Annotated in this window: 20 protein-coding genes; 10 read left to right on the forward strand and 10 right to left on the reverse strand. The window is 70.8% G+C overall.

Annotation, left to right across the window (positions count from 1 at the left end):
* Positions 1-3: 3 nt before the first annotated feature.
* The 6 genes from F6A08_RS08930 to F6A08_RS08960 all read right to left on the reverse strand — a co-directional run bounded on the left by F6A08_RS08930 (position 4) and on the right by F6A08_RS08960 (position 9324).
* On the reverse strand, positions 4-1626 hold the full coding sequence (locus tag F6A08_RS08930; RefSeq protein WP_151459278.1) for an ArnT family glycosyltransferase: 1623 nt from the start codon (positions 1624-1626) through the stop codon (positions 4-6).
* A complete protein-coding gene (locus tag F6A08_RS08935; RefSeq protein WP_151459279.1) occupies positions 1623-4733 on the reverse strand; it encodes a glycosyltransferase in 3111 nt (1036 codons plus the stop codon). The genes F6A08_RS08930 and F6A08_RS08935 overlap by 4 nt, the downstream gene beginning before the upstream one ends.
* Positions 4717-5730 (reverse strand): rhamnan synthesis F family protein, encoded by a 1014-nt coding sequence (locus F6A08_RS08940; protein ID WP_124895238.1) that lies wholly within the window; start codon positions 5728-5730, stop codon positions 4717-4719. Before F6A08_RS08940 ends, F6A08_RS08935 begins: the two co-directional genes overlap by 17 nt.
* Positions 5731-5864: 134 nt before the next feature.
* Positions 5865-6452 carry a hypothetical protein gene (locus F6A08_RS17665; RefSeq protein WP_225855834.1) on the reverse strand — a complete coding sequence of 196 codons (588 nt, stop codon included), beginning with the start codon at positions 6450-6452 and terminating at the stop codon, positions 5865-5867.
* Between the two features lie 2 nt (positions 6453-6454).
* Positions 6455-7417 carry a glycosyltransferase gene (locus tag F6A08_RS08955; protein ID WP_124895240.1) on the reverse strand — a complete coding sequence of 321 codons (963 nt, stop codon included), beginning with the start codon at positions 7415-7417 and terminating at the stop codon, positions 6455-6457.
* Entirely contained in the window at positions 7414-9324 is a 1911-nt protein-coding gene (locus F6A08_RS08960) for a glycosyltransferase (protein ID WP_151459281.1), read from the reverse strand. The genes F6A08_RS08955 and F6A08_RS08960 overlap by 4 nt, the downstream gene beginning before the upstream one ends.
* 150 nt (positions 9325-9474) lie before the next feature.
* Between F6A08_RS08960 and galE the strand changes: the two genes are divergently transcribed.
* On the forward strand, positions 9475-10491 hold the full coding sequence (gene galE / locus F6A08_RS08965; protein WP_151459282.1) for a UDP-glucose 4-epimerase GalE: 1017 nt from the start codon (positions 9475-9477) through the stop codon (positions 10489-10491).
* Here the strand turns inward: galE and F6A08_RS08970 are convergent.
* Positions 10482-11780, reverse strand: a complete 1299-nt coding sequence (locus tag F6A08_RS08970; protein ID WP_151459283.1) for an O-antigen ligase family protein — start codon at positions 11778-11780, stop codon at positions 10482-10484. The two genes, galE and F6A08_RS08970, sit on opposite strands and share 10 nt — an antisense overlap.
* A complete protein-coding gene (locus F6A08_RS08975; protein WP_017203253.1) occupies positions 11777-13192 on the reverse strand; it encodes an O-antigen ligase family protein in 1416 nt (471 codons plus the stop codon). Before F6A08_RS08975 ends, F6A08_RS08970 begins: the two co-directional genes overlap by 4 nt.
* 68 nt (positions 13193-13260) lie before the next feature.
* Here F6A08_RS08975 and manA point away from each other — a divergent pair, with 68 nt between their 5' ends.
* From manA to F6A08_RS08995, 4 genes are all read left to right on the forward strand, one after another.
* On the forward strand, positions 13261-14391 hold the full coding sequence (gene manA, locus F6A08_RS08980) for a mannose-6-phosphate isomerase, class I (RefSeq protein ID WP_151459284.1): 1131 nt from the start codon (positions 13261-13263) through the stop codon (positions 14389-14391).
* A gap of 159 nt (positions 14392-14550) precedes the next feature.
* On the forward strand, positions 14551-14868 hold the full coding sequence (locus F6A08_RS08985; protein WP_017203251.1) for a WhiB family transcriptional regulator: 318 nt from the start codon (positions 14551-14553) through the stop codon (positions 14866-14868).
* A 96-nt stretch (positions 14869-14964) separates the two neighbouring features.
* The gene (locus F6A08_RS08990; protein WP_151459285.1) at positions 14965-17991 is read left to right on the forward strand and encodes a glycosyltransferase; all 3027 of its coding nucleotides are present in this window, start codon (positions 14965-14967) and stop codon (positions 17989-17991) included.
* Positions 17988-19370: a DUF5719 family protein gene (locus F6A08_RS08995; protein WP_124895246.1), complete on the forward strand. Its 1383-nt coding sequence runs from the start codon at positions 17988-17990 to the stop codon at positions 19368-19370. Before F6A08_RS08990 ends, F6A08_RS08995 begins: the two co-directional genes overlap by 4 nt.
* Positions 19371-19397: 27 nt before the next feature.
* Here the strand turns inward: F6A08_RS08995 and F6A08_RS09000 are convergent, their stop codons facing one another.
* Entirely contained in the window at positions 19398-19826 is a 429-nt protein-coding gene (locus F6A08_RS09000; RefSeq protein ID WP_225855796.1) for a hypothetical protein, read from the reverse strand.
* A 78-nt stretch (positions 19827-19904) separates the two neighbouring features.
* On the opposite strand from F6A08_RS09000, the gene F6A08_RS09005 reads away from it, so the two are divergent.
* From F6A08_RS09005 to ahcY, 5 genes are all read left to right on the forward strand, one after another.
* On the forward strand, positions 19905-20111 hold the full coding sequence (locus tag F6A08_RS09005; RefSeq protein WP_017203248.1) for a DUF3499 family protein: 207 nt from the start codon (positions 19905-19907) through the stop codon (positions 20109-20111).
* Between the two features lie 100 nt (positions 20112-20211).
* Complete coding sequence (locus F6A08_RS09010; protein ID WP_017203247.1) at positions 20212-21138, forward strand: efflux RND transporter periplasmic adaptor subunit; 927 nt, start codon at positions 20212-20214, stop codon at positions 21136-21138.
* Positions 21135-21887 (forward strand): ABC transporter ATP-binding protein, encoded by a 753-nt coding sequence (locus tag F6A08_RS09015; RefSeq protein ID WP_151459286.1) that lies wholly within the window; start codon positions 21135-21137, stop codon positions 21885-21887. The genes F6A08_RS09010 and F6A08_RS09015 overlap by 4 nt, the downstream gene beginning before the upstream one ends.
* A complete protein-coding gene (locus tag F6A08_RS09020; RefSeq protein WP_151459287.1) occupies positions 21884-23098 on the forward strand; it encodes an ABC transporter permease in 1215 nt (404 codons plus the stop codon). The genes F6A08_RS09015 and F6A08_RS09020 overlap by 4 nt, the downstream gene beginning before the upstream one ends.
* A gap of 41 nt (positions 23099-23139) precedes the next feature.
* Entirely contained in the window at positions 23140-24585 is a 1446-nt protein-coding gene (gene ahcY / locus F6A08_RS09025; RefSeq protein WP_151459288.1) for an adenosylhomocysteinase, read from the forward strand.
* 45 nt (positions 24586-24630) lie between these two features.
* Here the strand turns inward: ahcY and F6A08_RS09030 are convergent, their stop codons facing one another.
* Positions 24631-25440, reverse strand: coding sequence for an RDD family protein (locus F6A08_RS09030; RefSeq protein ID WP_017203243.1), 810 nt, complete (start codon positions 25438-25440; stop codon positions 24631-24633).
* Positions 25441-25449: the final 9 nt, after the last annotated feature.

Here is a 25449-nt window from a genome sequence, read left to right on the forward strand (position 1 = left end):
GGCTCAGTCGCCGGCTGCTCCTGGCATCCGGTAGAGGATGAGCTCGGGTCCGGTGTGCGCGCCCCCGATCACCTTCGCGAGGTACTCGACGCTGCGCCAGATGCGGACCGGCTCCCACGGACTCGCCGGGGGAGTGCCGATGCTGCTCCAGACGGTGTCCGGCTCGAGTTCTCGGATCGCGCGGTAGACGCTCTGCTCCTCGGGCATCGAATCGGCGTTGAGGTAGCGGGACACCATCGCGGAGGACGTCAGCACATAGGGAAGCGGATCCATGCCCTCCCTGGGCTGCACGACTCCGTCCTCGACCGTCAGCTCGGAGGCGAGGTTGCGCGGCCCGTCGGTCAGGAACGGCGTGTACCCGTCGTAGAACGTGTCGTCCGCCTCGATGCCGCGTGCGTCGAGGTCGGCGGCCGCGGTCTGGCGCGTGTCCGCGGCGAGGGCGCTCGCGAGTTGCGCGGTCGAGGCCAGGAGCAGCGACAGCAGCGAGAGGGCCCCGAGGACCCCGACCGCGACACGGGCGATCGTGCCGCGCTGACGCGCCCAGCGCCATGCGGCATCGGCGCCCACCGCTGCGAACAGCAGGGGCGTGACGTACATCGGCAGCCCCCATCGGTCCCAGTGCAGCGTGAGGGCGGAGATGGCGACCCAGAAGACGAGGCCCGTCAGAAGCGGGGTCATGTCCCAGCGTCGGGTCAGCACTGCGGAGACCAGACCGATCAGGGCGAACAGCACCACGAGGACGCCCGCGTTGTTCAGGAAGCCGGTCGCATAGAACGCCGCGTTCCCGGCCCAGTCCAGTCCGTCGGCGCCCAGGTGACCTGTCGAGTTCTGCTGCAGCAGCTGCGCGCGGACGGCCGAGAAGTTCGTGAACAGGGAGGGCGAGAGCGCGAAGGTGAAGCCGATCGTCATGCCGATCGCGGCGAGGCCGCGGATCGGGATGCGCCAGAGGTGGCGTGATCGGATCGACGCGATCACGACGGCGGCGGCGATCGTGACGGTCGCGGCGAGAGCCGGGTACTTCGCCGTCACACCCACGGCGACGCCGGCGCTGGCCAGGACCAGCGACGGCCATGACTCGGTCTGCAGATACCGCACGCACCCGAGGATCACCAGGAGCACGGCGAAGACGAGCGGCACGTCCGGAGTGGCGTAGCGCGAGTTCTCGACGAAGGGAGGGAAGAAGGAGACCGCGAACGCCGCCCAGAGACCGGTCGTGCGGGAGAACGAAGCGCCGATGAAGTACGCGACGACGATCGACGCGGTCCCCAGCGCGGCCGTGACGGCGCGCGCGAGGGCGTAGAACGGCGCCGGGTCGACGGCGAAGAGCACCTCGGGGGAGCCGCCGCCGAACAGATGCGACCAGGCCTGGAAGGCGAGGTAGCTCAGCTGGGTCTCGAGATGATCCGGCCGGAAGAAGTGCGGCGGCTCGAACGAGTTGCGCTGGGCCATGTCGATGGCACCCTCGACCACGACCCATTCGTCGGCGTGCAGGGCGAACGGGAGCCCCCACCCGATGCCGGCGAAGCGGAGGACGCCACCCACGACCGTGATCGCGAGTAGGCCCCAGACGATCAGATCAGGTCGCGATCCCAGCTTCCGTCGGGCCGTCGTCACCGCGTCGCTCATGCGACGGTGTTCTCGAGGTCGGCGATCGCGTACTCGAGGAGGACCCTGGCGCGCGTCGCGAAGGAATGCTCCGCGCGGATATGCGCGCTGATCCGCGCGAGCTCGTCCTCGTCGGGGAACTGCGCATCGAGGTCTCCGCTGAGGAACGGGATGATCTCGGACACGCTGCGGTAGGTCTGGACGGCACCCTGGAAGATTTCGTCGATCCCGGGGACGGTGTCGCTGTACACGCGTCCGCCCGCGGCCACGACGTCGAACAGGCGGTTCGAGATGAACCCCTCTCGCTGCATGTCGGCCCAGTGGTCGTTCAGCACCACGGCGGCGCCGGCGTACATCTCGCCGAGGGCGGCGTTGTCGACCCGCGACCCCGCGATGGCCTCCGCCGGGACGAAGCGCTCCCAATCGCCGCCGTAGAGCTCGAGCGGGAGTCCGCCGCGCACCGACTCCATCACGGTCGGTCGCGGGATGCCCCGGCTGTTGCCGACGAACAGCAGGCCTTCGCGCTCACGGGCGGCGGTGGGGCGGAAGCGGTCGGGGTCCGTGCACTGCAGCAGCGGCTCCACCGGCAGCGACCAGCGGCGCGTCACGTCCGCGGACCAGCTCAGGGAGGCGGCGAACACGCGATCGAAACGCTGCGCCTCCGCCTTGGCGACCATGTCGGGGTGGCTGATGACCCAGAGGTACGAGAGCGAACCCGGGGACGGAACGAACTCGTCCAGCCCGCGCAAGTGGACGACGACATCGTCGAGATACTCGGTCTCGCGATGCTGCGCCTCGCGCGCGTCGACCACCGCGTCCTGCCCGAGGGCGGTGAGCGCATCGGCGAGAGCGCGGCCGAAATGCGTGTCGCCCCAGCTCTCTCCGACCGGCCCCGACGGGGATGCCGTCTTGATCGCCCATCGCAGGCGCGGGATGACGCGGCCGTCGAGCGTGGTGGTCTTCCGGTCGCGCGTCACGACAGGGAGGAGGAGCTCGGGCTGCGGCTCCGGAGTGCTGTCGTCGTCCTCCGTGGCGACAGAGGGGAGCACCTGGCGCCAGTGCGGTACCCGCATGTCGAGCGGGGCGTACCAGCGCTCCGGCGGCGTCACGGCGCATCCCGCCAGCCGGGAGCGGAGCGCGGAGGCCGTTCCCGCCGGGTCGAGCTGGACGAACTCCCACGGCGCGGCCATCTGCGTGAACTCGACATCGGTGCGGACCGCGAGAGATCGGTCCTCGAACGCGTTCGCCAGGCCCGCCCATTCGTGTTCGTTGAACAGCAGGGGGTCGAGGCCACCCGCCTCGGAGAGCGCCGCTCTCGACACGAACGCGCTGCGACCGGACAGTGCGCGCAGCTCGACCGTGGGACCGAGCCGGCGCGCGTCCTCGATCGGGTGCCCGCCCAGGATCGCGACGGGAGTGCGCTGCGAGCCGACCAGCAGGGAGCCCATGCTCTCGACCGTCCCCGAGGTGCTCACGGTCAGGGGGATCACGGCAGTCGCCCGGCCCGAGGAGACCTCATCCACGAGTTCGCGCACACCGGCCGCGGTGAACAGGGACAGCGGGTCGATGACGCCGAAGACCCGCGCGGTGCTGCGTCGGAGCTCGCGCTCCACCACGTAGGCGAACGGTTCGCCGCTCTGGTGGAGCATCGCGGACACGCGATCGCGCCCGCTCGCATACGCGCTGATGTTCCGCCACTCGTCCGGCTTGACGCCGACCGCGACGATGCGGACGTCTGCGGAGCCCTCGGCGATCTCGGTCAGCGCGACGAACTTGGAGGCCAGCGCCGCATCGTGGCGCTGGACGAGGCAGACGACGGTGGTGTCGGCGTCCGGCCCTCGTCCCTCCGTGCCGTTCTTCGCCGAATGGCGCAGCCGGACCTCGGTGTTCCAGCCGAACGCCTCCGTCGTCGAGATGCGGTCGGACGCATCCTCGGAGTTGTCGTAGCGGGCTCCGAGCGTTGGCACGTGTCGGATGGGCGCGTGAGCGGCGAGCTTGAGGATGAGGTCGTAGTCGACCGCGCGGCGGAGAGTCGGGTCGAAGCCCCCGACCGCCTCGATCGCGTCTCGCCGGGCGACGAGCGTGTTCAGGTCGATCGAGTTTCCGCGGAGCAGACTGGTCGGACTCGGCGATCCGTAGCGGTATCTGGTGCCCGCCTCGTCCTCCATGGCGATCGTCGCGTACGCCGTCGTCATGCTCTCCCGCGTCATGGTCGTGACCATGTCGTGGAGGAAGGTCGGCAGCCACGTGTTGTCGCTGTCGAGGAAGGCGACGTAGTCGCCGGTCGCCGCGGCGATCCCCGCGTTGCGCGCGGCGCACACGCCCTGGTGATCGTTCTTCAGCACGCGGATGCGCGAGTCCCTCGAAGCGAGCAGCTCGGCGGCGGAGACCGTGTCGTCCCAGGAGCCGTCGTCGACGATGAGCAGCTCCCAGTCCGACCAGGTCTGCGCGATGATCGACTCGACGGCCCGCCGCATGGCGCCGCCGCGGTTCCAGACCGGCATCACGATGCTGACCTTGCCGCCGCGGTCGGTGTCAGCCGGAGCGAGGGACTCGGCGTGGGTGAGCTCCCGACGCGGGTAGCGCTCGCGGCGGTCGCGCTCGAGCTCCGCCCACTCCGCGGTGGCGTCACGGAGGACGGGGTAGATCTCCGACCACGGCACCGGGTGCGCCCCACCGGATTCGATGCTGACCTCGGTGCTCGGGTCGCGGGTGACGCGCTCCCAGAGGTGACCGACGGGTCCCGCCGGATGCTCGAGCGCCTCGGGGTTCTCCTCGACGTAGCGAGCGACGCTCCAGACCTCGGTGGTCCTGGCATGCCAGGCGGCGGAGTTGAAGTAGTCGTAGAGCGCCGGTCGGTCGGTCCGGATCATCGATCGGCGCAGCACGAAGGGGTCCGTCAGGACGTTGAGCGTGTAGCCGAGCCGGAACCCGACGGTCGCGTAGTGCATCGCCGCGTCCTCGACGGTGATCGACGGCACACCGAGCTGGGCGGCGTACAGCGGCGCGTCGACGATCCCCAGGCGCGCCAGTCGCTCGGCGCGACGACGCGGGTCTCCGGCCTCGACGGCGCGTCGGACGACCGGGACGCGTCGCGCGAGCCTGGACAGTTCACGAATCGTCGACATCGGGGGAGAGTCCTCTCTTACCGGTGCGCTTCGGTGTGCGGTAACCGAAGGCGGCACGCTCGATCGGGTTGAGCTTGGCGAACCCGTAGTTCTCGTAACGGCGCTCGCTGTATGCCGAGCGGGTCTGCTCGAGATAGTCGCGCACGCCCTGCATCTGCTCCGGGTAGCGCGCCTCGAGTGCCGTCAGCAGCGTCCCCGCGCCGAGCCAGTAGGGGTCGTAGCGCAGCGTGTCGAGCTTGATCAGCGGGAGCCGACCGTCGTCCAGCGTCGCGTCGGCGAAGGCGCTCGACCAGTTGAGGTTGTCCGCCTGTGCCGGATCCCTGCGTCGACGCGCGTCGAAGTAGCTGTCCTCCGCCGAGTCGAATCGCGCGGGGAAGCGCTGACGACGCTTGCGCAGCCAGTGGATACCCCGGCGGACGGCGAGGAGTCGCTCGGCTCTGGTCGGCTCGAAGTACGACCCGATGCTGAACCCCGCGTTCATCATGGCCTGGCTGATCCCGATCTCCTGCTCGGCGATCGCACTGGCGCGGTCCGGTGCCGGCTTGGCGTCGGTCCAGAAACGACGGAACGCCTGCGAGTGGACCGCCGCTCCGGAGAAGTGGAGGAAGTAGCTCTGCACGTGGGGGGCATGCCGGTTCGACCGGGTGATCCCCCAGAGCTCGACCGGTCGCGCGCTCATCGAGGCCACGATCTTGCTGAGCGGGCGGAAGAAGCCGACGTAGGAATCGTTCGTGAGGAGGACCTCGTCGTGCGACTGGCCCCAGTCGTAACGTTCGAGGCAGTCTCGCCAGGAGCCGAAGTCGTGGCCGTAGTTCGCGCGCCGCACCAGCGTGGCGCGGGAGGAGATCGCGTCGGAGGCGGCGGTGCTCAGGTCGACCGTCGTCGCGAGCACGACGTCGTCGAAGACCGTGCCCAGCTCATCCAGCTGACGAAGGACATGAGGTGCGACGTCGCCGCGGGGGTCGTAGTGCGCGACGATCGCGATGCGCTTGGTCATGGCGCCTCCTCGGCGGTCTCGGACTCGACGGTGCGCGGCACAGGCATCCTGGTCTTCTTCTCCTGGGTCGATCGGTTCTTCGTGCGGGTGGGGCGCGAGGCCTTTCGGGAGCTTACCCGGGGGTCCGGGCAGGCTCAGAGGCCGACCAGGCTCCTGAGCTCCTGAGCGGCAGCTCGCGCGGCATCGACGGCCGACGCGTCGTCCGCGTCGTCGCTGATCGCCGTCCGAAGCTCCGTCAGTCGTTCGGCATAGGCCGCGACGCCGTCCTCCCACGCGGCGGCGATGCTCGACGGCGGCTGGGCGTCGGAGAGGCGCTGCGCGTCCTGCTGGAGCGTGTCGACGACGGGCAGGGCGTCCTGGCCGGTCGCGCCGGCGACGATGTCGAGCCCGCGGGGTGCGTCGTTGAGCCATCCGCTCACCTGACCGCGGAACCCCTCGATCGTCGGGTCGGGCACGGGTGGTGGGGTCGCCACGGAGGTCTCGGAGGGCTCGGGCGCCGCCGTCGGCGAGCCGGAGGGCGACGGACTCGACGACATGGACGGCGTGGGCGTGGCGCTCTCGGTCGGCGTCGGCGCACCGCCGCGGGGGAGGAGGAAGAAGAGCAGCGCCGCCACGATCGCGATCACAGCGACGACGAGGCCGATGATCGCCCAGACGCGCCCTGTCCGCTTGGGCTGGGGAGGGAGCGGCGCCCAGCGCAGCTCCGGCTGCTGTTCGTCCATCGTCACGCCTCCAACGGTGCCATCGGCTGCCAGGAACGGTCGCGGCCTACCTTCGCGCCGTCGCGGATGCCGCGGAACAGGTTGCTGGTGCCGCGCACGGTCCGCTCGACGAACACGAGCCGGATCAGCTCCTTGAAGAACGTCGCCGTGGAGCCGAGTGCGAACAGCACCGGGTTGTAGACGCCGTGGGCGCGGTAGTACTGCTTGATGAAGCCGCGGTTGCGCATGATGTAGTAGCGGTACGCGTTGCTCGAGGCGTTCATGTGGCGGATGCCCATGTCCCACTGCTTGATCTCGCGCGTGCGGCGCAGCACGAACTCGTCCACGATGACCGAGGTGGTGCGACGGGACGCGAGCCAGCCGTACATCTGGTCGTCCCAGTAGATGAAGAAGCGCGGGTCGGGCAGACCGATCTGGCGCACGATCGAGCGGTGGATGAACATGCCCTCGAAGCAGCCGCTGTTCATCTCCTTGTAGCCGGACTCGTCGAAGCCGGACGGCGCGAAGGGGATCGGGATGCCCATGCGCTCCGCGATGCGGTACTGCCAGTAGAACTCGCTGCCGTCGTAGTCGTAGCGGCGCCCCTGGATGCTCTTGAACCGGCTGCTCCAGACGCCCATCTTCGCGAGACCCTCCGGGAGGACCTCGACGTCGTCGTCCATGAGCCAGATCCACTCGGAGCCGAGCTCGTAGGCGGTGCGCATGCCTTCGCTGAAGCCGCCCGAGCCGCCCGTGTTCGTCTCGAGGCGTCGGTAGACGATCTCGGTGCCGATGCCGTCGCGGAAGGAGTCGACGACGGCGGTCGTGTCGTCGGAGGACGCGTTGTCGATGATGACGACGTGGCCCGGCTTGGGATCCATCGCGGTGATGCTGGTCAGCAGACCGGAGAGCAGATGCGAGCGGTTGAAGGTGACGATGACGATCGTCGCGGCCGTGGGGTCGAATGCAGCGGGCGCCGCGGTCATGCCTTCTCCTCGAAGATCTGCTGCCAGGACTGGGGAGACACCAGCTCGGGGAGAGCGGCACGATACTGCCGCTGCAGCTCCGGCCAGCGGCGGCGGAGCTCGGCGTGCAGCCGCACGGTCTCGCGCAGCATCCGGCGGTACTTCCGGCGATCGCGCGTGTAGATGTTCTTCCCCGACCCGTCCGCCGCGCTCACCAGAGCGCTGTCGAAGGCCGGAACGCGCCACCAGTGCGCGTCATCCTTGCCGAACTCCACCTCGGGCTGCGCCACGTTCGCGGGATCCGGACGGTGGATCAGGTGCGAGATCAGCGTCGACAGGGTGAACCAGCGCAGCCGCAGGCCCGTCGGGTTGTCGAGGTCGTTCTTCGGCCGCTGCTTGTAGACCTGGCGTCCGCGCCGGGAGTGCAGGACCGTGGAGGGGTCGCGATGCACGACGGTCTCCGGGAAATCGGCAGCCAGGGCACGGGCGGCTGGCATCGCCGTCGCCAGGTTGCGACGCATGTGGTCCGGGCCGGAGAGGATGTCCCGCAGGGCCTGCGCACGCAGAGCCACGGGGTAATACTGCATCATCATCAGGTGCTTGAGGTCGACGCGACGGCTGTGCACGATCAGACGCCCGCCGCGCGGAGCGTTGGAGTGGATGAGCCCGGCCACGATGCGGTTGCGGGCGTGGAAGTACGCCTGCCAGTCGATCGAGTCGTCCTTGTTCACCCAGGACACGTGCCAGAGCGCGACGCCGGGCATCGACACCGTCGGGAAGCCGGCTTCGCCGGCGCGGAGGCAGAACTCGGCGTCGTCCCACTTGATGAAGGCGGGGAGGGCGAGGCCGACCTTGCGGATGGCCTCGAGCGGGATGAGGCACATCCACCAGCCGTTGTAGTCGGCGTCCATGCGCATGTGCAGGAGCGTCGACTGGCGCAGGTTCGAGGCGCCGAAGTCGTGCGGCATCTTCTCCTGGTAGAGGTTGCGCCACATGAACGGGCCCTCGTCGACCACCTCGGCCCAGCCGTGCAGCTTGGGGCGGTCGAGCAGATCGAACATGTGGCCGCCGACGAGCACCGGGTTCGTCGCGAACTGTCCGAACACGATCGAGCGCCGCAGCGACTCCGGCTCGAGCCGGACGTCGTCATCGAGCAGCTGCACGAAGTCGCTCTCCGGGCGCTGCAGCGTCTCGTGCATCGCCCGGGCGAAGCCGCCCGAGCCGCCGAGGTTGGGCTGACGGATGATCTGGAGCGTCTCGCCGAGCCGGGCGGCGACGTCGTCGAAGCCCTCCTGATCCGCGACGAGCTGCGTCCCCTGATCGACGAGGAAGATGCGGTCGACGAACTCGAGTGCGTCCGGCGACGCCGCCAGCGCTCGCAGGGTCTCGACGCAGTAGTCCGGCTTGTTGTAGGTGGTGATGCCCAGCGAGGCCTTGCCGGAGCGCGCCGGCTCCTGCTCTGTGGTCCACTCGGCGCCCTCGAGGACGGCGGGCTTCTCGTCGGCGACGATGTCGAACCAGATCCATCCGCCGTCGCTGTACTGGGTGAGGTCGAGATCGAAGGACGTCGTCGCCTCGCCGGTGACCTCGCGCGTGGCGACGCGCTGGCGGACGCCGGAGCCGTTCGAGCGGTAGACCAGGATCGTCGCCGGTCCCGTCGTGCGGACGGTGAGCTGAACCGCGCGCACGCTCGTCCAGTGCTGCCAGTAGGAGGCGGGGAACGCGTTGAAGTAGGTGCCGAGCGAGACGCGCCGCCCTGCGACGATGCGTGCCCGGTGGCGCCCGAGGATGTTCCCGAGGTGCGCTCTGCTGGACACCCGGACGGGCTCGTCCTCGATGACCGACCACGTCTCGGGGTCGGCGTAGAGGGGGAGGAGATCGGGGTCGCGATCTAGTGGGAAGACGACGTTCTGAAGGACGTGGGCCACTGGGGAGTTCTCCGATGTTGGTACCGCGGTCCGCTGCGACGGGGCAGCGCGGGATTCGACGAGCAGTGAGTAGCCTACCGTCCGTCGCCTGCGGATCTGCGGAGAGCAGGCCCCGGGGCGGCGTCGGGGCGACTGGCTAGACTGACCGCGATGAAGGTTTTGATCACCGGCGGAGCCGGCTACATCGGCTCGACCGTCGCGACCGCGTGCATCGAGGCGGGACTGCAGGTCGTCCTCCTCGACGACCTCTCCCGCGGACTCCGGGCCTTCGGCGAGGGCCGCGACCTCTACGTGGGCGACATCGCCGACGCGTCGCTGCTCGACCGCCTGCTCGCCGATCACCCGGACATCGACGCCGTGGTGCATTGCGCGGCGCGCATCGTCGTGCCGGAATCGGTCGCCGATCCGCTCGGCTACTACGACACCAACGTGGGCAAGACGATCGTCCTGCTGCAGCGGCTGCGGGACGCGGGCATCGCGCGGATCGTCTTCAGCTCGTCGGCGGCGGTCTACGCGGGCGAGAGCGGGGAAGGGGTGGACGAGAGCGGTGCTCTCGCCCCGGCGAGCCCGTACGCCGTGACGAAGGCCATGGTCGAGCGCATCCTCGAGGACGCCGCGACCGCCGGGGACTTCCGCGCTATCGCGCTGCGCTACTTCAACCCGATCGGCGCCGACCCCCAGCTGCGCACGGGGCAGCAGACGCCGACGCCGTCGCACGCGCTCGGCAAGATCATGCAGGCCCGGGCCACGGGTGAGCCCTTCCACCTGACGGGCACCGACTGGGCGACGCGAGACGGCTCCGGCCTGCGCGACTACATCCACGTCTGGGATCTCGCTCTCGCGCATGTCGCCGCGGTGCAGAGGTTCGACGAGGTGGCCACCGCGACCCGGCCGTACCGGGTGGTGAACCTCGGCACCGGCGACGGGGTGACGGTGCGCGAGCTGATCGCCGCCTTCGAGCGCGTGACCGGGGCGCCCCTCGCTGTCGTCGAGACCGATCGTCGGCCGGGGGATCAGGCGGGCGCCTTCGCGATCGTGGAACGCGCTGCCGACGAGCTCGGGTGGCGCGCCCAGCGGTCCGTCGACGACGGGGTGCGCGACGCGATCGCCTGGTCGGAGCGGCTCCGCGCCCTCCTCGGGGACGCGGACGGCCCCGGCTACTCCTGAGGCCGGAGGGTCGGGATCGCGCCGGTCTGGGCGGCGTCGATGTTCTCGCGCCAGGAGCGGGACTGACCGGCACGCAGCGCGCACAGCACGAGCAGGAACCACCCGGCGCCGACAAGCGTGAAGCTCTCGAACATCGAATCGACGGCGAGTGTGACGAGGGTGATCGGCGTCCACGCATAGACGACGGAGCGACGCACGCTCGCGACCAGCCAGGAGCGGATCAGCGCGACACCGCCCAGCAGCAGGAACAGCACCAGCCCTGCGGCGCCGAGCTGCAGCAGCACGTCGAAGAAGGCGTTCAGGGCGCTCTGGTGATGGTCGTCCAGCTGGAAGTTGATGTAGGTGAAGGGGTACTCCCCGCGGGCCCAGTCGCCGAACCACCCCCACCCCTGCACGGGCTTGAGGGCGACGAAGTCGAGGATCGTGTTCCAGAGCGACCCGCGGATCGAGAAGTCGGAGCCGGCGTCCAGCAGGGCGATGATCTGGTGACGCAGCGCGAACGCGATCGTGAGCGCGAGCGCGACGAGGACACCGAGAGTCCACTGCACCAGGTTGCGTCTGGCCGGCGAGGTGTGCCGCACGATGGTGAGCGCGACCGTCACCACCCCGACCGCGCCGGCGAGGACGAGCACGGTCGGCGAGGCCGAGAGGAACGCCAGCGACCCGGCGAGGGCGATGGACACCACGGCGAGCGGCGGGTCGACCGACTGCGTGCGCCATTCGATCACGAACGTGATCAGCGCGATCACGGCGACGAACCCGAGCATGTTCCGACTGCCGAACAGGCCCTGGACCGGCCCGCCGACGGCGAGGTTGCCCTGGATGCCGAGGAACGTGAACGGCAGATCGAGCAGGATGCCCGAGAGGATCTCGACGGCGAGCGAGGCCGCGAGCAGGCCGCGCAGGGTGTCGCCGATCGCGCGGACCGTCTGCAGGGTGTCGCGGATGTGCCCCACCGTGATGGCCAGGAACGCGAAGCCGAACAGCGACATCCAGCCGAACAGGGTGTCGGACTTGTCGGTCGACCACACCACGCTGACGAGCGCCCACGCGAGGAACGCGATGAGGGAGGACGGCGCGATCCGCAGCAGGGAGAGCTCCTCGCGGCGCACCCACAGGATCGCGGCCCCGACCAGGCACAGCACCGCGATGACGGTCGCGAGCGTGACGGCTGAGGTCATCCGCTCGATCGCGAAGGAGCCGAAGACCGCCGTGAGCGCGGCGATCGTGAACGCGCGGGCGAGCTCGACGGAGCCGAGGAGCCGGGCGAGCGTCCGCACCGGGGTCACGGCACCCGCCGTTGGCGTGCGCCCCGCTCGAAGACCAGATCGCGTTCGCCGACGCCCACCAGCGGCACGGACTTGAGCTTGAACGACAGGAGCACCAGCAGCAGCCAGCCCCACAGCATGATGGGCGTGGACTCCGACAGCCCCTGCACGAGGAGGGTGACCGTGAACAGGCTCGGCAGCAGAGTCAGCGGAGAGTACGGGCGTGCGGCGTCGAGGTCCCAGCGCGGCCGGTCGACGGCGAAGAACCACGAGCGCCAGAGGAGGCTGCCGTACGCGACCGCCATCACGACGACCCCCAGGGCTCCGAGCTGCAGCAGGACGTCGAGCCACATGTTGTGCGCATGGAAGACGGTGATGCCGTGGTCGGTGATCCAGTGGTCGAACGCCGGGTCGGTGGGCACCCACGGGCTGGAGAAGCCGTTCCCGATGATCGGGTGCTCGCCCGCCCGCTGAAGGACCTTGGCCCAGATCAGATCCGAGCGACCGGTGAGGTCGACGTCGCGTCCGAGCAGCGCGAGGAGCGGTCCCCGCAGCAGCCAGACCGCGGCGACCGCGAGCACGGTGCCGCCGATGGCGACCACATAGATTCGGGTCCGTGCCCCTGGGGTCCGCGCGTGCCGCATCAGCAGGGCGACAGCGAGGGTGACGACGACGGCCGCCGCGCACGCGAGCGCGGTGGCGGACGAGGTCCGGAACAGGAAGTACACGGCGAGGAGCATCCACAGTGCGAGCGTCGTGCGCCACCGTGCGCGCGCGGCGAACAGCACCCCGAAAGTGATGAGGGCGAACAGCGAGATCATCGCCAGCAGGTTCGCGTTGCCGACGATGCCCTGGATCCGTCCGCCGTCGAAGAGGTTGTCGCGCACCCAGTACCACTGCGGGTCGATCTTCCCGTCCGGCAGCGTCGCGAAGTTCGGCAGCAGGGGGCCGTGCAGCACGAGGGAGACCCAGAGCTCGATGGCCAGCGAGAGCCCGAGGATCCACTTGAACGCCGAAGAGAGGGCGCGAACGATCTCGTGCCAGGTCAGCACGTGCGCGATGAAGAGCCCGTTGACCGTGATCGCGGCGAGCAGGAACCACGTGATGAGCGTCGGTCCGCGCCACTGCGACCAGACGATGGAGAGCAAGGCGAGCGCGGTGTAGCCGAGCGCGGCCCAGGGGAGCCGCCGCCAGCGGAACGGCTGCGGCCGGTTGCGCGCCAGCATCGGGACGCCGATCGCGGCGGTCGCGAGCGTGAACACGACCAGGGTCAGCGCGGCGCCGGTCTGCCCGAGCAGGTTGTACACGGCCGAATGGGCGAAGGCGATCACCAGGACGAGGATCACGTACCCGCGCAGCAGCAGGTGCCCCGTCGACTCGCGCTCCGGCGCGGTGGGCGGAGCGGACACCGGATGCTTCGTGTACTGGGCCATCGCGTTCAGGCTACCGCGCCGCGCTCGGAGCGTCCCGGATCAGCGCAGCTCGGCTCTACGCTGGGGGCATGCTGCTGCGTCTCTCGAACACGCCCCGCGACTACGCCTGGGGATCGGACACCCTCCTCGCCGGACTGGAGGGCCGCACGCCGACGGGCGCGCCCGAGGCGGAGGTGTGGTTCGGGGACCACCCCGCCGACCCCTCCGACGTCGCGGAGGACGGAACGCTGGATCAGGTGACCGGCGGCAGCCTGCCGTATCTGCTCAAGCTGCTCGCGGCCGGCCGGCCTCTGTCGATCCAGGTGCACCCGACGATCGAGCAGGCCCGTGCCGGATGGGAGCGCGAGAGCGGACTCGCCATCGACGACCCGCAGCGGAACTACCGCGACGACAACCACAAGCCGGAGCTCCTCGTGGCCCTGAGCGAGCGCTTCGAGTCGCTGAGCGGGCTGCGTCCCGTCGCCGAGACGCTCGAACTGCTCGACGGCATCGATGACAACGCCGGTGTGACACGTCTGCGAGAGCGCCTGCGTGGTGACGGGGACGTGCTGCGCGAGGTGATCGGCTGGCTGCTCGGCGGACACGCGCAGCGCGAGGTCGACGACATCATCTCCGCCGTGAAGGTCGCGGCCGTGCGGCAGGAGCCGGGGGAGTGGGATGTCACGCTGCGGGCCATCGCCGGTGTCGCGGAGACCTACCCCGGTGATCCCGGCGTGGTCGTCGCTCTGCTGATGAACCACGTCGTGCTCGAACGGGGTGAAGGCGTCTTCCTGCGAGCCGGGCTGCTCCACGCCTACCTCTCCGGCCTGGGTGTGGAGATCATGGCGGCCAGCGACAACGTGCTCCGCGGCGGTCTCACGCCCAAGCGCATCGACGTCCCGGAACTGCTCGCGATCCTCGACACCGCTCCGGGCGCGGTGCCGGTGCTGCGGGGGACGGGCGACGGCGCCGTCACCTCGTACCCGGTCCCGGTGCCCGACTTCGCTCTCGACCGGATCGAGCTCACCGGTCAGCCGGTCGCGCTCCCCGTCTCCGGTCCGACGATGGTCCTCGCCACGTCCGGAGCGGTGACGGTCGCGGCGCTCTCGGGCGTACGGCTCTCCCTCGCGGTGGGCACGGCGGCGTTCGTCGGAGCCGATGAGGAGGGCATCACGCTGTCGGGTACCGGTGAGGCCTTCCTCGCCCGCCCGGGCGTCTGAGGTCCGTGCCGACGCGTCGCGACACGCCGACGCCGGCTCAAGAACCTTCAAGAGTCGCTTGAGGGTTTACGATCCGCGACTTGACCGGAGCGAATGACACGGGTGTAATTAGTTGAGCACGGCCCGCCAGGGGGGCGGTTTGAAGGGTTGGAGGTCGAGATGACGGGATACCGTTCCGATGTGCCGGAGAACTGGTACGTCGACCCGGTGAACCTCGGCGTCCCCGGGGTGCGGCGAGCCGACCCGGACGACGACAACGCCCTCGCCTGGCAGAGCGACGCGCTCTGCTCGCAGACCGACCCGGAGGCGTTCTTCCCCGAGAAGGGCGGCTCGACCCGTGACGCCAAGCGCATCTGCACCTCGTGCGACGTGCGCGGCGAGTGCCTCGAGTACGCGCTCAACAACGACGAGCGGTTCGGCATCTGGGGCGGGCTCTCCGAGCGCGAGCGCCGCAAGCTCAAGCGCCGCGCAAGCTGACAATCGTCATCCTCCCGCGTGGGAGCCGATGGCTTCGCGGGCGCGCCGCGTCCGCTGACCCGAGCCGGAGTATCGCGCGCATAGGCTGACGACGTCATGCCAGCCCGAGTTCACGCCATCATCGTCGCGCGCCACGGATCCTCCTCCCGAGCGCAGCTCCTCCGCACTCTCGAAGCTCTGCGAGATCAGACGGCGCCCCCGGCCGCGATCGCGCTCGTGGTCTGCGGCGACGCCTCCTCGGCACGCGAGAGCGAAGCCGTCGCGAGCACCGTGGAGGGCATCATCGAGGCACGGTCGACCACGACGTTCGCCGAGGCGGTCGAACTCGCCCGTCCGCGCGTGCTCGAGGGCTCCGCGATCTGGCTGCTGGCGCAGGACACCGCCCCGCATCCGCGGGCGCTGGAACGTCTCAGGGGGACGCTGGAGCGCTCTCCCTCTGCGGCGATCGTCGCCCCCAAGCTCGTCGCGACGGACAACGACCGCGAGATCGTCTCGCTCGGCGTCAGCATGACGGCGCTGGGACGGTCGGTCGAACTGGCTGCCGGTGAGCTCGACCAGGGCCAGCACGATCGCATGGACGATGCCCTCGGCGCCGACGTGCGAGGCATGCTCATCCGCGGCGAGGTCCGTGACGCGCTGCGCATCGATCCGGCGCTCGCCGGTGCGGACGAGGGGCTCGACCTCGGCGTGCGCGCGCGCCTCGGGGGCGGCAGGGTCGTCCTGGCACCGAGCGCGCGGGTCGCCGCAGCGCCCGGGGGGCCGGCGGCGCTGCCGTCCGGCAGGACGCGCCGCGCCTACGTCACCCGCCTCGCGCAGCTGCATCGCCGCCTGGCATATGCGCCGGCCGCCGCCGTGCCGCTGCACTGGCTCAGTCTGCTTCCGCTCGCGCTGTGGCGCTCGCTGACGCATCTCGTCGGCAAGCGCCCGGAGTCCGTGCTGCCCGAGTGGTGGGCCGCTCTGACCGCGATGGTGCGCGTCGGTGCCGTCGCTCGTTCCCGGTCGCGCATCCGCGCTTTCCGCACCTCGACATGGGCCAGCATCGCGCCGTTGCGGGTCACCTCCTCCGACCTGCGACGGCGGCTGGACGACGGGCACGGCAGTGAAGGCGGTGCCGTCAGCGAGCTGCGCTTCTTCTCCGGCGGTGGCGCCTGGGCCGTGCTGGCGGCGTTGGTCGTCAGCATCGCCTCGTTCACCACCCTGATCGCCTGGCCGGCGGTCGGCGGAGGCGGACTGCTCCCGCTCCGGCAGACCGTGTCGGCGCTCTGGGCGGACGCCGCTTGGGGTCTGCGGGGCATCGGCGTCGATGTCGTCGGTCCGGCCGATCCGTTCGCCGCGGTGGTGGCGGTCGTCGGAACGCTGTGGCCGGGGGCGCCCTCGTTCGCGATGGTGCTCCTGTGGATCCTCGCCCTGCCCCTCGCCGTCCTTGGGGGGTGGTTCGCTGCCACGCGCGTGACCGACCGGGCGGGACTGCGGATCTTCGCCGGCGTCGCGTGGGCGCTCGCGCCGACCTTCCTCACGGCGCTCGTGGAGGGGCGGCCTGCCGCGGTCCTGGTGCACCTGCTGCTGCCCTGGCTCTTCCACAGCGCCGTCGTCGCGCACCGCTCCTGGGGAGCTGCCGGAAGCGCGTCCCTGCTGCTCGCCGCCGTGATCGCCTGCGCCCCGTCGCTGGCACCCGCGCTCGCGCTGCTGTGGGTCGTCGCCCTCGGCATCGTGCTGGGCACGGCGCAGTTCCGTGGGGCGGGGCGGCTGCTCTGGCTGCCCGTGCCGACCGTGGCGATGTTCGCCCCTCTCGTGCTCTGGCAGCTCGCGAACGGCACGCCCCTGGGAATCCTGGCCGATCCCGGATCGATCTGGGCGGGACCGCAGGCGGCAGCCGATGCGGCGGGTCGTCTGGCCCTCGCCACCGGATTCCCGACCGCGGGTCTCGCCGAATGGACGGCGCTCGTCCCCGCCTCGATCGCGGTGTGGGCGCCGGTGCTGTGCGCGCCGCTCGCGCTCCTGGCGCTCGGGGCCGCCGTCGCCCCGCGCTGGCGGGCCGGCATCACCCTGCTCGTCGTCGCCCTCGCGGGGCTCGCGACGGCCTTCCTGGCCGTCGGCGTCACCGTCAGCTTCGTCCAGGGCGCTCCCGTCGCGATCTGGCCGGGTGCGGGACTCAGCCTGGCCTGGGTCGGGGTGCTGGGAGCGGCTCTCGTCACGCTCGACACCGCGCTCACGCTGCCGCGGCTGCGCGTGATCGCCGCGGTCTCCGCCGGCGTCGCGCTGGCGGTCTGCGCCGTGCCCGCGCTCACCGCCTTCCACGCCGGTCGCACGGTCCTCACCAACGGCCCGGAGTCCACCCTGCCGGCCTACGTAGCGGCGCAGGCCGCGGGCGACGCGTCGGTCGCCACCCTCGTGCTGACGCCGCAGAATGACGGCGGCCTCGCAGCCGAGGTCGTCTGGGGGGCCAGCGAGACGCTCGGATCGCAGACGACCATGCTGTCGACCGCCGTCGAGCCGCAGGGCGAGGACGTCTCGACCCTCGCGGTCGACCTCATCTCCGCCCGCGACTTCGACGCACCGGGCGAGCTGGCGGCGAAGGGGATCAGCTACGTCCTCCTGTCCGCGGTCGCCGGCGGGGAGGGCGATCGTGCGCGGACGCTGCGCACCACCGCCATCGCGTCGATCGATCAGCGCCCGGGGCTCGTGCACGCCGGTTCGACCGATCGCGGTGTCCTCTGGCGGCTGGAGGCCGACGCCGCGGCCGCTCCGGAGCTCACCTCCGCACAGGAGGGGACCGCCCGGCTGGTCGTCACCCTGCAGCTGCTGGCCGTGCTCGCCGCCCTTCTCCTCGCGATCCCCACCCGCGCCTCCCGTCGCGCGGCGCGCGCCCAGTCCCGCATCGTCGGCCGTGCTCCCGAAGAGCCCCTCGTCCTTCCGCGCCACGCTGAGGACAGAGACGACCCGGAGGACCAGCCGATCGGAGCGATCGAGGAGCCGCAGGACGCTCCGGCGCTGGAAGACGAGGCGTTGGCGCCGATCGCCGAACCCGTCCCTGACGTCGACGAGGCGTCCGGCGCAGACGGCGAGGCGGAACCCGACGATGCCGATCGGCCGGCGCCGACAGGCAAGGAGGAGGACCGATGACGGGGACACGTGCATTCCGGGTCGCCGCGACCGGCGCGAGGCTCGTCACCGGTGTGGTCGTGGCGGCGGCGTGCGTCGTCGGCGTCGCGACCGCGATCCATGCTCCCTGGCCGACCGTCCGGCACGAGCCGGCACAGGTCGACGTCACACCGCTTCCCGGCGACAGCGTGCTCGTGTGCAACGGAGATCTCCGCGCCCTCGGCCGGGATGCCGCCGCGCCGTTGGAGATGCGCGCGGCGGGGACGCCGTCGCTCACCGCCGGAGGCACCTCAGGGCCGCCCGCGGCGATGCAGCTCGCGGCTCCGGATCTGGGACAGGACTCCGGCCCGCAGGTGCTGACCGGAGCGGTCGAGGAGCGCTCGGCCCCGCTGATCGCCGGCGCCGAGTCCATCGCCGTCGCCGCGGACGACCTCGCCGGGTATGCCGCCCTTCCCTGCGGCGTGCCGCGGCTGGACTCCTGGCTCGTCGGAGGAAGCGTCGCCACCGGCGCCCAGGACATCGTGACCCTCACGAACGCCGCCGAAGTACCGGCGACCGTCACGCTGACGATCTACGGCGCCACCCGGAGCACGACGACGACGGTGGTCCCCGCTCGCACCCAGATCGGCCTTCCGCTCAGTGCGGTCGCGGCGGGAGAGGAGGCGCCGGTCGTCAAGGTGGCCGCGGTGGGCGCCCCGGTGCGGGCCGTCCTCCAGTCCTCGCTCGTGCGGGTGCTCGACCCGGCGGGCGTCGACCTGCAGGATGCGGTCGCCGGCGCGCAGCAGAACCTCGTGTTCACCGGCGTGCAGGCCTTCGCCGCGGACGGAGACGACGCGGAGATGACCGTGCTGCGCCTGCTCTCGCCGGGCGCAGGCACCACGGCGACCGTCCGCGTCCAGCGCGAGGGGTCGAGCTCGACCGTGGACGAGTTCACCGTTCCGCTCGATGCCGACGTGCCGGCTCAGGTCTCCCTCAGCGGCCTCGAGCCCGGGCGCTACACCGTGGAGGTCGACGCCGAAGCTCCGGTGGTGGCCGCGATCCGCGAGCAGGACGGGTTCGGCCTCGATTCCGACTTCGCCTGGGCGACCCCGGCGCCGGAGATCCAGGACGAGGTCGTGTTCGCGGTGCCCTCGGGTCCCGCCCCGCGCCTGCAGATCGCGAACACCTCGGACCAGGACGCGACCGTGACGCTCGAACCGCTCGACGGGGGCGAACCCCAGGAGGTGAGCATCGCCGCCGGCGAGACCCGAGGGGTGGAGGTCGAGGCGCGCACCACCTACCGCATGCGGACGACCGGCGCGGTGCACGCCGCTGTGACGCTCACCGCTCCCGGACGCCTGGCTGTGCTTCCGGTGCAGGCGAGCCCGGGCGTCGAACGGTCCATCACGGTCTACCCGTGAGCTGACGCGCACGCGCGGCGCGAGGAGTCAGTGATCGTGCCCGAGGTCCCAGGGCTCGCGACCGACGTACTCCGCGGCTGCGCGGAAGACGGCGCTCTCGATCGCCATGCGGCGGTGTGCGGCGTCGTCGTGCCCGGGGGGAAGGAGCCGCTCGATGGGGAGCCGGAACAGCACGATGCGCCGATTCTCGCGGTCGAGATACCACCGAGGCACTTCCTCCGTCGCGTCGAAACCGGGGATCGCGCCGATCTCGAAGCGGACCTCCTGCAACTCGGGCCACGTTCCGCGCAGGAACTCCACCGCGGTGCCGACGGTGAGGTCGAATCGGTCGATGCGGCCGTCGAGCGGAGCGAGCGGCGGACGCACGACCTCGCTGCGGCCGAGCCTCCCGTGGCGACCGTGCCGCGCGCCGCGCCGTGGTGCGGCGGAGGCATGGGTGGCACGACGACGGGGCATGACGAAAGTCTAGGCCGTACCGCGTCGCGCGGCGCGGCATGCCCGGCTCCGGCGCGCGCCGGCCGTACGCTGACGGAGATGGACGAACGACTGTGCTCGAAGGTCGGCTGCGCGCGAGAGGCCGTGGCGACGCTCACGTACGACTACGGGGATCAGATGGCGGCCCTCGGTCCGCTCGGCGCTGCGAACGACCCGCAGGCGCACGACCTGTGCTCCCCGCATGCGGATCGGCTCTCCGTGCCCGCCGGGTGGCTCGTGGTGAGGCACGAGGCTCTCCGCGCCTGAGCGCGTCCGTTCGACACGCGGTCGCCGGGCCCGAGGTCGAATCGAAGTCTGGATACGCTGACCGCAGGCGTGCCAGGGCGGCGCGGCCGGAAAGGCACTCGTGATCGTCTGGCGTCGCTGGATCTTCCCCCTGCTGCTCGTCCTCCTGATCGGGGCGTGCGCGGCCGCGCTCGTCAAGATCGCCTTCTTCCCCGACCGGGCGGAGAGCGTGGTCAGTCCCGAGGCCGCGATCACCGACCCCGTGGTCGCGGTGGAGCGCGGATCGGTCGTGAACGCCCTCAGCCTGAGCGGCAACGTCGCCCGAGACGAGGCGTATCCGGTGCGGAGCGAGATCAACGGAACCGTCATCGCGGTGCACATCGGCGACGGTGCCGCCGTGGCCGCGGGACAGAAGCTCTTCACGGTCCGCCAGGACGACCCGCGCAAGGACATCGACGTGCTCGCGCCGGAGGCCGGCGACGTCTCGGAGCTGGCCGTCGTGAAGGGGCAGACGACGACCGTCGGCACCGAGACCTACAAGCTCACACCGGCGCGCTACCACCTGCTCGCCACGGTGGAGCCGGTGCAGCTGTATCGGCTCGTGAACGCGCCGACCGAGGCGACGGTCACGATCACCGGCGGTCCCGCACCGTTCGCGTGCACCGGCGTGGGCGTGCAGGTGACGCCCGAGGGAACGGCGAACGTCCGGTGCGCCATCCCGGGAGATCAGACCGTGTTCGCCGGCCTCCCCGCCACCATGGATCTCGCCCTCGGCCAGGTCGACGACGCACTCGTGGTCCCCGTGACCGCGGTCAAGGGCGGTTCGGGGACGGGCAGCGTCTGGATCGACGCCGCCGACGGGTCGGAGCCCGAGGAGCGCGCCGTGAAGCTCGGCGTCAACGACGGTGTGATGGTCGAGGTCACGGAGGGCCTCGCGGAGGGCGACAGCATCCGCGAGTTCGTGCCCGGTTTCGTCGCACCCGTCGAGGAGATCTGCTACGAGGTCTCGCCGGGCGTGGAGCAGTGCGACAGCGGGATGAGCTGGTGAGTCTCGTCGCGCTCGACGACGTGTCCAAGAGCGTGCTCCTGGCGGATGACTCGAGACTCGAGATCCTCCGCGGCGTCAGCCTGGAGGTCGGCGCCGGGGATCACGTGTCCATCGTCGGCCGCTCGGGGTCGGGGAAGTCCACCCTGCTCAACATCCTCGGGATGCTGGATGCGCCGTCCTCCGGCTCGGTCTCCTTCGAGGGGCGCGAGGTGCGCCGCATGCGATCCGGCCGTCTCGACCGCCTGCGCGGAGACAACGTCGGCTTCGTCTTCCAGCAGTTCAACCTCCTCGCCGGGAGGACGGCCATCGACAACGTGATGATGCCGCTCGGTCATGCGCGGGGCCGGATGTTCTGGAACCGTCGTCGCATCGCCGCCGACATGCTGGAACGGGTCGGGCTCGGACACCGCGTCGACCAGATCGCGGACAAGCTCTCCGGCGGCGAGCAGCAGCGCGTGGCCATCGCCAGGGCTCTCGTGCGCCGCCCGGTGCTGATCCTCGCCGACGAGCCCACGGGCGCCCTCGACATCGACACCGGGGCGTCGGTCATGTCGCTCCTCGACGAGGTCGCCACCGAGACCGATGCCGCGCTGGTCACGATCACGCACGACCTCCACGTCGCCGCGCGCGCCCGTCGCCACTACCGCCTCGACGCCGGACGCCTGGAGACGGCCGATCTGAGTCGAGCCTTCGAAGCGTCGACGCTCGCGGCATCCGTGCCGTCGACGCCGCCGAGGGCTGACGCATGACGGGCTTCCTCGGCGCGCTCGCCGATGCATGGGCCGAGATCCGCGTGCACAAGCTCCGCGTGCTGCTCAGTCTGATCGGCATCGCCGTCTCGGTCGGCGCGCTCACTGCCGTCGTGGCGATCTCGGAGTACCAGAGGCAGTTCCAGACCGAGCAGTCGGACCGCTTCGGCGGCCGAGCCGCGACGGTGGTGGTCTCGGTCACGCGCGACGACGGATCTCCCGTGGACGCCGACGGCTTCGACGAGCGATTCAGCCGGGTGTCCGAGCGCTTCGGGTTCAGTCACACGGCGCGCATCGCGCAGGGCGTGATGCTCGATGTGCAGCTGCCGGAGGGCATCACGCAGGTGGCCGCACGGGTGATGGATCCCGCGTTCTCACAGATCCACCGTGAACGCCTCCTCGACGGACGCTGGTTCCTGGGTTCCGACGCCGAAGCCCTGGCGCCGGCGGTCGTCATCAGCGAAGCGCTGTGGGATCGCCTCGGGCGCGTGCCGCTCACGCAGCACCCGACGCTGACGCTCAGCGGCGCGGCCGGGGGGACGTACCAGGTGATCGGGATCACGCCGCGCCAGGGCATGGGCGATGAGGAACTGCGAGTCGACCTGCTGTACGACTCCTACCGCGCCCGCGTGGATGCGCTCCCGGCCGACGCCTGGACGCAGTACGAGATCTGGATGGGGCAGGATCAGGTGGATCGGATCGCCCCCGTGCTCGCCATGGATCTGCGGGCCGGGCTCCCCGCCGGTCAGACCGTCTCGGTGAGCAGATCGGACTGGGCGGCGCAACCGGGCACCCTGGACGCGCAGGCCACCTTCGAGATGATCACCGGCGGCATCGCCGCGCTGATCCTCGCCCTCGGCGCGCTCAGCCTGATCAACATCCAGCTCGTGGCCATGCGTCAGCGGGTGCGCGAGATCGGCGTGCGCCGCGCGTTCGGGGCCAGTTCCGGACGCGTGTTCTTCTCCGTCTTCCTGGAGAGCCTCGTCGCGACGACGGTCGCCGGCGTGATCGGGATCGCGATCGTGGTCGCGATCCTGCGGTCGGACTGGATCGTCACCTCGCTGTTCTCCGGCATCCAGGACGTCCCGCCGTTCCCGATGCGGGCCGCGATGATCGGACTCCTCGCCTCGGTCGTCGTGGGGGCGGTGTCCGGCTTCATCCCCGCGCTCGTCGCTCTGCGGGTGAAGGTCATCGACGCGATCCGCTTCTGACACGCCAGGATGCGATTCTGACGGGATGGAAGAATGTGAGGATGTCTGAGCTCGAGTACCGTGTCGCCGACCTGTCGCTCGCCGGAGCCGGCCGTCATCAGCTCCGACTGGCGGAGAACGAGATGCCGGGGCTCATGGCGCTGCGGGAGGAGTACGGTGCCGCTCAGCCGCTGAAGGGCGCGCGGATCGCCGGCTCGCTGCACATGACCGTGCAGACCGCCGTCCTCATCGAGACACTCGTCGCGCTCGGCGCCGAGGTGCGATGGGCGAGCTGCAACATCTTCTCGACGCAGGACGAGGCGGCGGCGGCCGTCGTGGTGGGTCCCGAGGGCACCGTCGATGCGCCGGCCGGTGCTCCGGTCTTCGCCTGGAAGGGGGAGACGCTCGAGGAGTACTGGGCGTGCACCGCGCGCATCTTCGACTGGTCGTCGTCCGGGTTCGACGGGCCCAACCTGATCCTGGACGACGGCGGCGATGCGACCCTCCTCGTGCACAAGGGCGTCGAGTTCGAGAAGGCCGGTGCGGTGCCCGCCGCGACGGACGCCGATGCCCACGAGTTCACGGTCATCCTCGACCTTCTGCGTGCTTCGCTCGCCGCCTCTCCCGACCGCTGGACGAAGCTCGCCGCCGGTCTCATCGGTGTGACCGAGGAGACCACGACCGGCGTGCACCGACTGTACGAGCTCGCCGCTTCCGGAGACCTGCTCTTCCCCGCCATCAACGTCAACGACTCGGTGACCAAGAGCAAGTTCGACAACAGATACGGCATCCGGCACTCCCTCCCGGACGGGCTCAACCGGGCGACCGATGTGCTCATCGGCGGCAAGGTCGCCTTCGTCTGCGGCTACGGCGATGTCGGCAAGGGGGCGGCGGAGGCGCTGCGGGGTCAGGGCGCGCGCGTGATCGTGAGCGAGGTCGACCCCATCTGCGCTCTGCAGGCCGCCATGGACGGCTTCCAGGTGGCGCGACTGATCGACGTGGCCGGCGAGGTCGACATCGTCATCACGGGCACGGGGAACCGCGACGTCGTGACGGTCGAGCACCTGCAGGCGCTCAAGCACCTCGCGATCGTCGCGAACGTCGGACACTTCGACAACGAGATCGACATGGCAGGCCTCGAGGCGCTCGCCGGGGTGGAGAAGATCGAGGTCAAGCCGCAGGTGCACGAATGGCGGATGCCGAGCGGACGCAGCGTGCTGGTCCTCAGCGAGGGGCGACTGATGAACCTCGGCAACGCCACGGGGCACCCCTCCTTCGTGATGAGCGCCTCCTTCACCAATCAGGTGCTGGCGCAGCTGGAGCTGTACACGAACATCGCCGCCTACCCGACGGGCGTCTCCGTGCTGCCCAAGGCGCTCGACGAGAAGGTGGCGCGACTCCACCTGGACGCGCTGGGCGCGCGGCTGACCGCTCTCACGACGGAGCAGGCGGCATACATCGGCGTGCCCGTCGAGGGTCCGTACAAGCTCGAGCACTACCGCTACTGAGCACGTCGGAGCACGTCTGAGCACGTCGGAGCGCGTCGGCGTCGGTCAGACCCCGACGCGTCGGCCGGTGAGCCGCTCGGCCCTGCGGTCCGCGTTCTGCAGAGCGCGGCGCTCGCGTTCCCTGCGGAGCACCGTGATGCCGACGAGCGCGTGCTCGGGGGGAGCGGGCGGCATCGGCGAGACGAACGGAGCCGCTTCCGCCAGCAGCTCCGCCGCGACGCGCGCCCGAGCGACCGGGACCATCCGCGGCGCGCTCTGCAGGAACTGCGAGATGCGACGCGCCAGACGGTCGGGAAGCCGGGCGACGTCCGCCACCTGCGCCCAGCCCGCCAGAGCCGGCGGCAGCACGGGGGCATGGGTGGTGAGGGCCGGGGTGCGCACGCGCTGGCTGTAGGTTCCCGCCACCAGGTCGCCCAGGCGCTGGGACCGGGCGGTGAACGCGCCGGTGAGCACCGCGATGCCTCCGAAGGTCATGTAGATCTCGAGCACCCCCAGCAGGGCGCGGATGAAGGCGTGGCGGAATCCTGCGGCGCCGCCGTCGACGCGCACGATCCGTCCGCCGACCGCGAGCTTGCCGAGGCTGCGCCCCTTCAGCGCGACCTCCATCGTGAGGGGGAGGACGACGAAGCTCACCACGAACGCGGAGACGACGGCGATGCGGTCGGTCGCCGCGTCGAGCACGCCGGCGTCGAGCAGCCAGATGCGCAGGAAGATCCACAGGACGAAGACGGCGTAGCCGAGGAGCATGTCGATGATGGCGCCGAGCGCCCGCAGCAGGAAGCCGACCGGCTGCACGTCGATCGCCACGGCCTCGCCGGAGAGCACCTCGTCGGAGACGTCGATCTGGGCGGACATGAGTACAGT

It is taken from the genome of Microbacterium algeriense (genome assembly GCF_008868005.1).
Classification (GTDB): Bacteria; Actinomycetota; Actinomycetes; order Actinomycetales; family Microbacteriaceae; genus Microbacterium; species Microbacterium algeriense.